This is a genomic window from Microbispora sp. CA-102843, from assembly GCF_050936215.1.
Taxonomy (GTDB): Bacteria; Actinomycetota; Actinomycetes; order Streptosporangiales; family Streptosporangiaceae; genus Microbispora.
The window spans coordinates 6548056-6560745 of the sequence record NZ_JBNJNF010000001.1; the positions used below are offsets into that span (position 1 = coordinate 6548056).

A 12690-nucleotide genomic window follows, 5' to 3' on the forward strand; every position below is an offset into this window, starting at 1 on the left:
CGGGCGCGATTCCCCACCGGCCGTGCTCACCGGCCGCCGGCTCAACCGGCCACCGCGTCCCCCCGCAGGAGGGCCGCGCCCAAGGGGGTCAGCGCATGCAGGACGGCTCCGCCGATCCGGGTCGTGGAGACCAGCCCGGCATTCCGCAGGACTGTGGCGTGCTGGCTGGCGGAGGCGAGGGACACCCCGACCCGTTCGGACAGGGCGGTCGTCGTCGCCGGATCGCGCAGGGCGGCCAGGACGGCCGCCCGGGTGCGGCCGAGCAGAGGGCCGAGTGCGTCGGCGGAGCCGACCCGGTCGTCGTCGTGGCAGATCGGGTAGACCAGCACGGTGGACTGGCCGGGCCGCCAGGTCAGCAGGGACGTCGGCGCGAAGTACGAGGGGATCAGCAGCAGCCCTCGCCCGCACAGCGGGACGTCGTAGCTGAGACGTGACGGGATGTGCAGCACGGGAGGCTGCCAGTGCCAGCGGGTGTTGAGGGTGGCGAGCAGCGCGTCGACCCCGCCGCGAAGCAGGGTCTCGGCACGCAGGGAGCGGTCGGCGGCCGCGGCGGCCTGAACCGTCTGCCACACGGGCGCCAGTGACGAGCTGAAGTAGGTGCGGAGGTCGTCGGCGAGCGTCCGCCGCGCCGCGACGGCCCCGGACGCCAGCTCCCGGAACCAGCGGCTCGGCGTGGGGCACGGGGGCAGCTCGGACAAGTCGGCGGCGAACTGCGCCGCGGGCACCTGAGCCATCAGCTCCACTCCGGTGGCGAGGTCGCGGGCCGCCGGCTGCAGCAGGAAGTCCGGGAGGAAACCCTCCGACTGGACCACCTCGAGGAGCACCCCCGCCCGGGCCGCCAAGCTTCCGTTCACCAGGTGGTGCAGCTGCCGCAGACCCGGGAGTGACCGGCTCCCGCCGCGCGGCCCGGTGCGCAGCCGGCGCACGCTGAGGGCCGTCTCGAGCACCGCGTCCGGAGTCGCGGCCACGGTGATCTGGCGCAGATCGGCATCGGTGAACTCCAGTCTCAACATGATGATGATCATGGCAGTGCCGGACCTGCCGTCAAGGACTGAATGGCCTCACCTCCCGAACCCGGGAACCGCACGCCCGGACGCCCGGGCCGCGCGAAGGGACTCGTTCCCGCGCCCCGCACCCCCGGCCCTTTCAGGCAGGGATGAAACCCGTTGTCGTGCCGATCCGGCCCCGACAGGCTTTGCCCGTCGGCGATCGCATCAACGGAGAGGCGTCCGTGAGAGGAAGAGACTCGGCTGCGCGGGTGACCGCGCCGGTGACCATGATGAGCGGCCGGCGCACGAATGTCCGGTACGGCGACAACGACGGCACGGGCGACTCGACCTGATCGTTTCCCGGGCGGCTACCGGGGCCCGTCCGGAAACAGCACCACGGCCCGGTGGCGACTCGGCGGGAGGGGACCCGCCGGCCGACGGGCCGTGGTCAGGACTCAGCGGCCCCGCTGGTTGTAGGTCACGGCGAACTCGATGACCCAGAAGACCGCGGTGGCCACGAGCGGCCAGGCGAACAGCACGCCGTACGCGGTCAGGTCCAGCGACGTCGTGGTGGTGTAGCCACCCGGTCCCGCCGCCTGGATCCCGCCCTTGGCCGTGCCGCCGACCAGCATCGCGACGTATCCGGCGAGCAGCCCGCCGGCGGCGAGCCCGACGAGGACCTCGACCGGCCGGCCGCGCGACAGCACGTACCCCGCGATTCCGCAGACCAGGCCGAACACGCCGGTCACCACGGTGAACCAGCCGTCGGCCTCGATGAGCGACTGCGTCTCGGGATCGGCCAGATGCGGCGTCCCGTCGATCAGCACGTACTGCGTGGCGGGGGCGAGCGCCGACCACACGTATCCGGCGACCACGCCGAGGACGGCGAGCACGAGGACGGTAACGACGGTCGTCGCCAGATTGCCCCTCAGATGCCGCACCGTCCCGATAGTACCCACCTGGTTATCGGGTCCGGTCCCGTTACTCTTGCTGGAGCCGGGTGCAGGGGACACGCGGCATCGTGTGCGAGGAGGCCGAGTGAGCGAAGAGGTTTGGCAGATCGACCCGTCCGGCCCGCTGCGGGGGGACGTGGAGGTCCGGGGATCGAAGAACGCGGTCTCGAAACACATGGTGGCGGCGATGCTCGGCACAGGTCCGAGCACTCTGCACAACGCCCCCGAGGTCGGCGAGGTGGGGCTCACCGCCGCCATGCTCGAAGCCCTCGGCATCCACGTGGAGATCACTCCGGGTGAGATCGCCATCGAGCGGGGCACCGAGATCAGGCCGCGGGTGCCGGAGGAGTACACCGGGCTCAACCGCATCCCGATCCTGATGCTCGGACCGCTGCTGCACCTGGCGGGCGAGGCGTTCGTCCCCCTCGTCGGCGGCGACCCGATCGGCAGGCGGCCGGTCAACTTCCACGTCGAGGCGCTGCGGTCGATGGGCGCGGAGATCGAGGTCGGCGACAAGGGCATCACCGCCAAGGCGGCCCGGCTGCGCGGCAGCCGCATCTCGCTCCCCTACCCCAGCGTGGGCGCCACCGAGACGATCCTCATGACGGCGGTGCTGGCGGAGGGCAAGACCGTCATCAAGGGCGCGGCGATGGAGCCCGAAGTGGTGGAGCTGGCGCTGTTCCTCCAGCGCATGGGCGCGATGATCGAGCTGAGCCCCGACCGCCGCATCGTCATCGAGGGCGTCGAGCGCCTGCACGGCGCCTCCACCTGGCTGGCCGGCGACCGCATCGAGGCGTTCTCCTACCTCGTGGCGGGCCTGGTGACGGGCGGCGAGGTGCGCGTGCACGGCTGCCACCAGGACCGGCTCGTCACCGCCATCACCACGCTGGCGAGGATGGGCGCGCGGTTCGAGATAACCGACGACTGGCTGTGCGCCTCCGCCCCGGACGGCCTGCGCGCGGCGGCGGTGCAGACCGACACCCACCCCGGTTTCATGACGGACTGGCAGACGCCGCTGATGGTGCTGTTCACCCGCGCCGAGGGCATGTCGGTGCTGCACGAGACGGTGTTCGAGAACCGGCTCGTGTACGTGCCCGCGCTGCAGAAGATGGGGTGCGAGATCGAGGTGTTCGCCCAGTGCCTGGGCGGACCGGCGTGCCGCTACCACGACACCAACGCCAAGCACTCGGCGGTCGTACGCGGAGTCTCCAACCTGCGCGGGGCCGACGTCACGCTCCCCGACATCCGCGCCGGGTTCTCCGCGGTGCTGGCCGCCGCCGTGGCCGAGGGCACCTCGACCCTGCGGGGCGTCAACCACATCGAACGCGGTTACCACAGACCGTTCGAACAGTTCACCTCCCTCGGGTTGAAGATCAACAGACTCACGTAAAGCTTTGCGGCCCCCGGGTTTGGAGAAACGCCAGAGGTCGCACTGATATCCCGTGACCTCTCGTCTTCTCAGCACCGTCCTCGCGTTGGGCATGTGCGGCGCGGCCGGGGGCACGCTGGTCGCCGGGCTGGTCATGCCCTACGTGGGCGGGGCCGGCCTGGCGGCCAAGAGCGCGGCCTCCACCTTCACCGACCTGCCCACGCCCCTGCGCGAGGAGCCGCTGCCCGAGGTGACGCGGCTGCTCGACCGCAACGGGCACCAGATCGCCCAGTTCTACTACCAGAACCGGCAGTCGGTGCCGCTGAGCGCCGTCGCCCCGGTCATGCGCCAGGCCATCGTGGCCATCGAGGACGCCCGGTTCTACGAGCACGGCGGCCTGGACCTCAAGGGCACGCTGCGGGCCTTCGTCACCAACACCCGGGCCGGCGGGATCCGGCAGGGCGGCTCGTCCATCAGCCAGCAACTCGTCAAGAACATCATGCTGAACCAGGCCGAGTCGGAGCAGGAGCGGGCGCAGGCCCTCGTCCGCTCGTTCCGCCGCAAACTGGACGAGCTGCGGTACGCGCTGGCGCTGGAGCGCAAATACACCAAGGACCAGATCCTCGAGCGCTACCTCAACATCGCCTACTTCGGCGCGGGGGCGTTCGGCGTCCAGGCGGCGGCCAAGCGGTTCTTCGGCGTCGACGCCGCCGACCTCACGCTCACACAGGCCGCGACGCTCGCCGGCGCCGTGCGCACGCCGTACGACACCGATCCCTCGCTGGGCGACGAGCACAGAGACCGGCTGCGTGCCCGGCGCGACCTGGTCCTGGGCCGGATGGCCGAGCTGGGGGTGATCGGCAAGGACGCGGCGCGCACCGCCGCGGCCGAGCCGCTGGGGGTGCGCCTGCGTCCCGAGCCCGGCGGCTGCGCCGGCAGCGCCGACCCCTTCTTCTGCGTGTACGTGGAGCGCGAGGTGCTCACCAACCCCGCGTTCGGATACACCAGGGCCGACCGGGAGCGGCGCCTCCAGCGGGGCGGGCTGACCATCTGGACGACCATCGACCCGGTCGCGCAGCGGGCCGCGGAGCGTGCCATCGCCGCGCGGGTCAGGCCGCGCGACAACCAGGTGGCGTCGGAGACGATGATCGAGCCGGGCACGGGGCTCATCCGCGCGATGGCGGTGAGCAAGCGGTATGGGCGCAACCCGCACGACCGCGACCTCGGGCCGAGCACCACCTACAACCTGGCGGCCGACACCGCGCACGGCGGCGGGCTCGGCCTGCAGGCGGGCTCCACGTTCAAGGTGTTCACGCTGGCCACCGCGCTCAAGCAGGGGATGCGGTTCGGCGACGGCTTCACGATCCCCGGCGCGTACGTCCCGTCGTACGGCTACCGCGACTGCTCGGGCAGGGCCGTCAACGACCCGCACACGGTCATCCACAACGCCGGCGGCGAGGGCGGCGGCGGGCCGTACAGCCTGGAGATGGGCACCTGGCAGTCGGTGAACATCTTCTACATGCGGCTGGAACGCGAGGTCGGCCTGTGCGACGTCGTGCAGACGGCCAAGTCGCTCGGCATCAGGCGGGCGGACGGCACGCCCCTCCACGAGGTGCCGACGTTCACGCTGGGGGCCAACGAGATGGACCCGACGACCGTGGCGGCGGCGTACGCGGCGTTCGCCGCCCGCGGCCGCTACTGCCGGCCGATGGCCATCGGCGCCGTCGTGGAGCGCGACGGCACCCGCACCGAGATACCGCCGGTTTGCGTGACCGCGATCGAACCCGAGGTCGCCGACGCGGTGAGCCACGTGCTCACGGGAGTCTTCACCAAGGGCACGATGCGCGGCCAGTCCATCGGCCGGCCGGCCGCCGGCAAGACGGGCACGAACAACGGCTACACCTCGGCCTGGTTCGCCGGGTACACGCCCGGCCTCGCCGCCGCCGTCAGCGTGGGCGACATCCGCGGCTCCTACCGCTATCCGCTCACCGGCGTCACCATCGGCGGCCGTTACTACGGCGCCGTGCAGGGCGCATCACTGCCCGGTCCGATCTGGGTGGACTCGATGCGCGCGGCCCTGCGGGACACCCCGGCGTACGGCTTCGTCCCGCCGGACATGGCCCGGTTCGGCGGCGGCTTCACGCCCGGCCTGAAGGAGGCGCTGGAGAAGCAGCGCGAGAAGGAGAAGAAGAAGCGGGAGGCCGAGCACGGGAAGCACGACGACGGCGACAGCGCGTCGGCTCACAAGGAGGACGCGACGGACGGCGCGGCGAACGACGCCGAGGAGGCTTCCGGCACCGCCAGGACCACTCCCCTGGCCGCGGGCCACGCGAGCACCTCCACCTCCGCAGGCGGCAGTGCCGCATCCGGCGCCGGAGGCGTCCGGGCCGCTCCCGCCGCCCCTCCGAGCCGCCCCACCACGGTCACCCACACCCGCGGCTCCGCCCGTCACTCGCCGGTCACCACCGGAGCCCAGTCGGTGGCCCGTGGCTCCTCGCCCCGCGCGCCGGTCCGTACGGGCTCCGGCGGGGCGTCGGCGACGGCCGGCAGGACAAGCTGGACGAGCCTCGCCCGCCCCCGTGCCGGGACGAAGGGAGGCAGTCACCGGCCGGCGCGCGCCATCCCGCCCGCCACGTCCGGCCACCGGTCCGGTCGTCCCACGGCCGGAAGAGGGACCGGCACTCGCGCGGCGGACGGCCGGCACCACACCGTGAACCAGGACGGCCGGCACCACGCCGTAAACCAGGACGATCGGCACCCGCGGGCGGCCCGCGGCGCGGAGCACGCGGTGAAGCATCGGGCGGGGAACCGGGGAACCCGTCGAGCCGAAGCACCTGCTCGACGCCACCATCCTGTCCACCGCGTGCGGCGTCACGCCTGAGCGGATGATCGCCGTTCTCGGCGGCGGTCGCCGTCGTGCCTGCCGCGAAGGGGGGCGGAGGGCGATGATGGGGGCATGCGCGGACGTGTTCTCACACGTGTTCTCACATGGGCCGGCGGGATCGCCGCGCTCGGCGCCGGCTCGGCGCTCGCCGTGTACCTCTCCTCGGTGGGCCTCGACAAGGCCGACAAGCTCGCGAGCGTCATCGGGCTCTTCGTCGGCCTGGCGGGCCTGGGCGTCGGGGTCTGGGGACTGCTGCTGGCGCGCCGGCAGGAGGCGCACGCACCGGCGAGCGGCGCGGGAGCGGTGAGCGGCGACGTGCGCACCGCGGTGCACAACGAGATCAGCGGCGGCACGATCCACGGCCCGGTCATCCAGGGGCACACGATCACCGGGCCGGTCGTCTCCGGTCCCCGCCCGGCCGTGCCGGACGAGCGCGCGGGGAAGGACTGAACGCGTGGCCGCGACCCGCAACACGATCAGCGGCGGGCTCTTCCTCAACGCGGTGATCCAGGGCCACACCGTCACCGTCCGGCTTCCCCCGCAGGTGACCCCGGCACTGTCCGGGGCGCCCCCGCGGGCGGAGGCCTTCACCGGCAGGGACGACGAGCTGGCCACGCTGCTCGACCTGCTCGACCCGGCTGGGGACAGCACGCGCGCCGAGCCGGACCACCCGCGCACGGCCCTCGTCACGGGTCTCGGCGGAGCCGGCAAGACCGAGCTGGCCCTGCAGGCCGCGCACCTCGCGCGAGAGCGCGGCTGGTTCCCCGGCGGCGTGCTGTTCACCGACCTCCAGGGCTACGCCGACCTGCCGTGCCACCCCGAAGACCACAACCACCCCGGACAGCACGATCGGACCGGACAAGGGCGGCAATGCTGCGCACGGCCGGGCGAGGTGCTCGGAGAGCTGCTGCGGGCGCTGGGGCTGGACCCCGAACGCGTCCCTCCCGAGACCCAGGACCGGGCCCGGCTCTTCGCGACGGTGCTCGACGCGTACGCCGAGCAGGGCCGGCCGATCCTGCTGGTCCTCGACAACGCCTCCTCGGCCGAGCAGGTCAGGCCGCTGCTGCCGGGCGCAGGGAAGGTCCTGATCACCTCCAGGCACACGCTGGACGTGGGGGCGCGCATCCTCGACCTCGGCATGCTCGCGCCCGGCGCGGCCGTCGAACTCCTGGCCCGCGCGCTTCGCCTGGCGCTCGGCGACGCCGACACCCGGGTCGCCCGGGAGCCCGCCGCCGCGGCGGACATCGCCGGTCTGTGCGGAGGGCTTCCGCTGGCCGCGCGGATCGTGGCCGCGCTCCTGGCCGCCGATCCCGCCCGTCCCCTGCGGGCGATGGCCGAGGACCTGGAGGAGGCCGCGACCCGGCTCGACGAGCTGTCGTACGAGGACCGCGGGGTGCGCGCGGCCTTCGAGCTGTCCTACCGCCGCTTGGACGCGGAGGAGGCCCGGCTGTTCCGGCTGATGACCGCCGCCCCCGGCCCCGACCTGTCCACCGACGCCGCCGCCGTCGTCGCGGACCGCGAGCCGCGACGTGCCCGCCGCCTCCTGGAGGCCCTGCACCGCGCGCATCTCGTCGAGCGCGGCGGCGCGTACGGCCGGTGGCGCATGCACGACCTCGTCCGCCTGTACGCCGAGGAGCGGGCCCGCGACCAGGCGGGGCCCGACCGGCATGAGGAGGCGTCGGACCGGCTCCTCGGCCACTGCTGCTCCCGGGCCCGTGCGGCCGGAGCGTGGCTGTCCCTTCCGGAGGCCCAGGCACGGCGGGAAGGACACGCCCGGCGGGAGGCGACGTTCGCCTCCCGGGAGGAGGCCGTGACGTGGCTGGACGCCGAGGGACGCACGCTCGTGGCGGCCGTCACCGCCGCCGCCGGGCGCGGCGACTGGGCGCGGTCGCACGCACTCGCGGTGGACCTCGCCCCCTACTTCGAGTTCCGCCGTCGCACCGACGAGTGGATCGCCACGGCCCTGGCCGCCGTGGAGGCGGCGATGAGGCTCGGGCCCGGCGCCGCGCTCGCGGCGGCCGTGACTCTGGGCAACGCCTACCGCCTCGCTCACCGCTACGACGAGTCCGCCGCCCAGTTGCGCACGGCCCTCGGCCTGGCGCGCGACGACCGCGCCCGCAGCCCGGTGCTGCACAACCTCGGACTGACGTACCTGCGGATGGGAGCCCTGGCCAAGGCGGAGGCCTGCCACCGCCGCGACCGCCGCATCTGCGCCCTCGCGGGCGACCTTCGCGGCAGGGCGCAGGCGGCCGTCGCGCTGGGGGACGCGCTGCGCGCGAGGCGGCGTCACCCGGAGGCGGCCCGGGTGCTGACCGAGGCCGTCACGCTGCTCCAGCGGCTCGACGGACTCGGGCTGGGCAACCGGACCGCTCTCATGCACGCGCGGGTCAATCTCGCGCTCACCTACCTGGCGGGCCGCCCGGACCGCACGCCCACCTACATCCTCTGGCAGTTGTGCGCCGCCCTCGCCGCCGCACGGGACCTCGACGATCGTCACGCGCAGGCGATGATCTTCATGAACCTGTGCACGGCCTACCGGAACAGGTGCCCGGTCTGCCACGCACCGTCCGCTCTCGCGTGGGGCCGGCGCGCGGTCGAGCTGTTCGCGGAACTGGGCGACCCCTACCACCGGGCCCGGGCGCTGACGGCGCTCGGCCTGGCGGCCGGGCCGGAGGAGGCCGGCCGCAGCCTGGCCGAGGCGCTGTCGATCTTCGAGGATCTCGCCGCCGAGCGGGAGTGCCGGGAGGTGCGCGCCCTGTCGCAGGCGGGCCGTACGGAGCCACCCCGCCGGGAGGCGTGTACCGGCGACGAGTCCGAGCCGGTGCGCGACTGGGTGGACGACCTTCCGCACGCCGTGCTGCGCGGCGACGACGGACGCCTCGGCGACGTACTCATCCCCGGCTGCAACGTCGGCTGAGACGTGGGACGGCGGCGGCCGGTCAACCGGCGAGGCAGGCCGGGCCGAGCAGTTGCTTGAGGTCGCCCATCAGGGCGGCTGACGGGCTCACGCGGAGCCGGTCGTCCAGCCGCATGACCGTCGTACGCGGCCCGTTGTGCACCTGAAGGTGGACCTCCGTGGTCCCGGGGTGGGTGGTGAGCACCTCCTTGAGCCGGCCGACGACGGCCGGCGTGCAGCGGTTGATCGGCATGCTCACCACCAGCGGCCCGCCCGACTCGACGGTGAGGTCCGGCGCGGTCACCTCCATCGCGATGATCTTCGCGACGTCCTCCCGCTTGTCGATCCTGCCCTTGACGAAGACGATCGCGTCCTCGGCGAGCACGGTCGCGCAGAGCTGGTAGGCCGACGGGAAGATCATGACCTCGATGGAGCCCTCCAGGTCCTCCAGCATGGTGAGGACCCAGGTGTCGCCCTTCTTGGTCACCTTCCGCTGCAGGCCCGACAGGATGCCGCCGACCGTGACGACCTGCCCGTCGGGGCGGCTGTCGTCCTGCAGCGCGGCGATCGAGCAGTCGGCGCCCGCCGACAGGATGTGCTCGACGCCGAACAGCGGGTGGTCGGAGACGTACAGGCCGAGCATCTCCCGCTCGAACTGCAGCAGCGTCGTCTTGTCCCACTCCCCCGGCGGGATCTGCACGTCGAAGGTCTGGTCCTCGGCGCCGTCGATCGCGCCGAACAGCGAGTCCTGGCCGATCGCCTCGTTCTTCTTGATGTCGGTGATCGCGTCGACGGCCTGCTCGTGCACCATGAGCAGGCCCTTGCGCACGTGCCCGAACGAGTCGAACGCGCCCGACTTGATCAGCGACTCGATGACGCGCTTGTTGCAGACGATCGCAGGGACCTTGCGCAGGAAGTCCTTGAAGTCGGTGAACCTGCTCTTCTCCTTGCGCGTCGCGATGATCCCGTCCACGACGTTCGCGCCGACGTTGCGGATGGCCGACAGGCCGAACCGGATGCCGGTGCCGCGCGGGGTGAAGTCGAAGTCGGAGTCGTTGACGTCCGGCGGGAGAACCTTGACGCCCATGCGGCGGCACTCGTTGAGGTAGAGCGCCGACTTGTCCTTGTCGTCCTTGACGCTGGTCAGCAGCGCCGCCATGTACTCGGCCGGGTAGTTGGCCTTGAGATAGGCGGTCCAGTACGACACCAGGCCGTATCCGGCGGTGTGGGCCTTGTTGAACGCGTAGTCGGAGAACGGGAGAAGGATGTCCCACAGGGCCTTGACGGCCGCCGCGGAGAACCCGTTCTCCTTCATGCCCTTCTCGAAGAACTCGAACTGCTTGTCCAGCTCGGACTTCTTCTTCTTGCCCATGGCGCGGCGGAGCAGGTCGGCGCCGCCGAGCGTGTAGTCGGCCACCTTCTGCGCGATGGCCATGACCTGCTCCTGATAGACGATCAGGCCGTAGGTCGTGTTGAGGATGTCCTTGAGCGGTTCCTCCAGCTCGGGGTGGATCGGGATGATCTCCTGCTGGCCGTTCTTGCGCAGGGCGTAGTTGGTGTGCGAGTTGGCGCCCATCGGGCCGGGCCGGTAGAGCGCGAGGGCCGCGGAGATGTCCTCGAAGTTGTCGGGCTTCATCAGCCGCAGCAGCGTGCGCATGCCGCCGCCGTCCAGCTGGAAGATGCCGAGCGTGTCGCCCTTGGCCAGCAGCTCGTACGTCTTGGTGTCGTCGGGCGGGAGATCGAGCGGCTCGATCGTGTTCCCGGTGTTGCCCTCGATCATCTTCAGGCAGTCGTCGATGATCGTGAGGTTGCGCAGGCCCAGGAAGTCCATCTTCAGCAGGCCGAGCGTCTCGCAGGTCGGGTAGTCGAACTGCGTGATGATCGCGCCGTCGGAGTCGCGGCGCATGATCGGGATGTGGTCGGTCAGCGGCTCGGCCGACATGATGACGCCCGCGGCGTGCACGCCGGTCTGCCGGATCAGGCCCTCCAGGCCGCGCCCGAGGTCGATCGTCGACTTGACGTCGACGTCCTCCTCGTACAGCTTGCGCAGCTCGCCCGCCTCGTTGTAGCGCGGGTGGCCGGAGTCGAAGATGCCCGACAGCGGGATGTCCTTGCCCGTCACCGCCGGGGGGAACGCCTTGGAGATGCGGTCGCCCAGCGCGTACGGGTAGCCGAGGACGCGGCCCGCGTCCTTCACGGCCGCCTTCGCCTTGATGGTGCCGAACGTGGCGATCATGGCGACCTTGTCGGCGCCCCACTTCTCGGTCACGTAGCGGATCACGTCGGCGCGCCGGCGCTCGTCGAAGTCGACGTCGATGTCGGGCATCGAGACACGCTCGGGGTTGAGGAACCGCTCGAAGATCAGGCCGTGCGGGATCGGGTCGAGGTCGGTGATGCCCAGCGCGTACGCGACCAGCGAGCCGGCGGCCGAGCCACGGCCGGGACCGACCCGGATGCCGCTGTTCTTGGCCCACATGATGAAGTCGGCGACCACGAGGAAGTAGCTCGGGAAGCCCATCTGGAGGATGACGCCGAGCTCGTTCTCGACCCAGGTGCGGTGCTCCTCGTCCACGCCGCCGGGGAAGCGGCGCTTCATGCCCTCCCAGACCTGCTGCCGGAAGTACTCCTCCTCCGACAATCCCTCCGGGATCGGGTAGGTCGGCATCAGGTTGCGGTAGGGGAAGAAGCCCTCGGGCTCGATCTTCTCGGCCACCAGCAGCGTGTTGCGGCACCCCTCCTGCCAGATGCCGGAGGAGTCGAGCGCGCGCATCTCGTCGGCGGTCTTGAGGTAGTAGCCGGTGCCGTCGAACCGGAACCGGTCGGGGTCGCCGAGCTGCTTGCCGGTCTGCACGCACAGGAGGGCGTCGTGGCCGGCGGCGTCCGACTCGTAGGTGTAGTGGGAGTCGTTGGTGACCACCGGGGGGATGTCCAGCTCGCGGCTGATCCGGACCAGGCCGTCGCGGACCCGCCGCTCGATGTCGAGGCCGTGGTCCATGATCTCCAGGAAGTAGTCGTCCTTCCCGAAGATCTCCTGGAACTTCGCGGCGGCCTTGAGCGCCTCGTCGTACTGGCCGAGCCGCAGCCGGGTCTGCACCTCTCCGGACGGGCAGCCAGTGGTGGCCATCAGGCCCTCGGCGTGCTCGGCGAGGATGTCGGCGTCCATCCGGGCCCACTTGCGGACGAAGCCCTCGGTGTAGGCGCGCGAGCTGAGCTTCATCAGGTTGTGCAACCCGGTCTTGTCGCGCGCCCAGATGGTCATGTGGGTGTAACAGCCACCCGCCGACACGTCGTCGCTCTCCTGGTGGGGCTCGCCCCACAGCACCGGCTTCTTCTGCATCCGCGACTCGGGCGCGACGTACGCCTCGATGCCGAGGATGGGCTTCACCCCTGCGCCGGTCGCCTGCTTGTAGAAGTCGTAGGCGCCGTGCATGTTGCCGTGGTCGGTGATCGCGATCGCGGGCATCTCCAGCTCGCCCACGAGTTTGAACATCTGCTTCAGCCGCGCCGCTCCGTCGAGCATCGAATACTCGCTGTGGACGTGCAGATGAACAAACGAATCACCCATGCGACCCCCATCGTCACCGGGCCGCGGACCGGAG

7 protein-coding genes are annotated in these 12690 nt (G+C 71.7%); 4 read left to right on the plus strand and 3 right to left on the minus strand.

Annotated elements, in window-relative coordinates; genetic code table 11:
* Nucleotides 1–41: 41 nt before the first annotated feature.
* Nucleotides 42–1013 carry an ArsR/SmtB family transcription factor gene (locus tag ACQEVJ_RS30390; RefSeq protein WP_433106933.1) on the minus strand — a complete coding sequence of 324 codons (972 nt, stop codon included), beginning with the start codon at nt 1011–1013 and terminating at the stop codon, nt 42–44.
* A 431-nt stretch (nt 1014–1444) separates the two neighbouring features.
* On the minus strand, nt 1445–1930 hold the full coding sequence (locus tag ACQEVJ_RS30395) for a hypothetical protein (protein ID WP_433106935.1): 486 nt from the start codon (nt 1928–1930) through the stop codon (nt 1445–1447).
* A 97-nt stretch (nt 1931–2027) separates the two neighbouring features.
* On the opposite strand from ACQEVJ_RS30395, the gene murA reads away from it, so the two are divergent.
* From murA to ACQEVJ_RS30415, 4 genes are all read left to right on the plus strand, one after another.
* Nucleotides 2028–3332 (plus strand): UDP-N-acetylglucosamine 1-carboxyvinyltransferase, encoded by a 1305-nt coding sequence (gene murA, locus ACQEVJ_RS30400; protein WP_433106937.1) that lies wholly within the window; start codon nt 2028–2030, stop codon nt 3330–3332.
* Nucleotides 3333–3384: 52 nt separating this feature from the next.
* The gene (locus tag ACQEVJ_RS30405) at nt 3385–6192 is read left to right on the plus strand and encodes a transglycosylase domain-containing protein (RefSeq protein ID WP_433106939.1); all 2808 of its coding nucleotides are present in this window, start codon (nt 3385–3387) and stop codon (nt 6190–6192) included.
* 75 nt (nt 6193–6267) lie between these two features.
* Nucleotides 6268–6645, plus strand: coding sequence for a hypothetical protein (locus ACQEVJ_RS30410; RefSeq protein ID WP_433106941.1), 378 nt, complete (start codon nt 6268–6270; stop codon nt 6643–6645).
* Between the two features lie 4 nt (nt 6646–6649).
* Nucleotides 6650–9112, plus strand: coding sequence for an ATP-binding protein (locus ACQEVJ_RS30415; protein WP_433106943.1), 2463 nt, complete (start codon nt 6650–6652; stop codon nt 9110–9112).
* 22 nt (nt 9113–9134) lie between these two features.
* Here the strand turns inward: ACQEVJ_RS30415 and dnaE are convergent, their stop codons facing one another.
* Nucleotides 9135–12656, minus strand: coding sequence for a DNA polymerase III subunit alpha (gene dnaE, locus ACQEVJ_RS30420; RefSeq protein WP_433106945.1), 3522 nt, complete (start codon nt 12654–12656; stop codon nt 9135–9137).
* Nucleotides 12657–12690 lie beyond the last annotated feature (34 nt).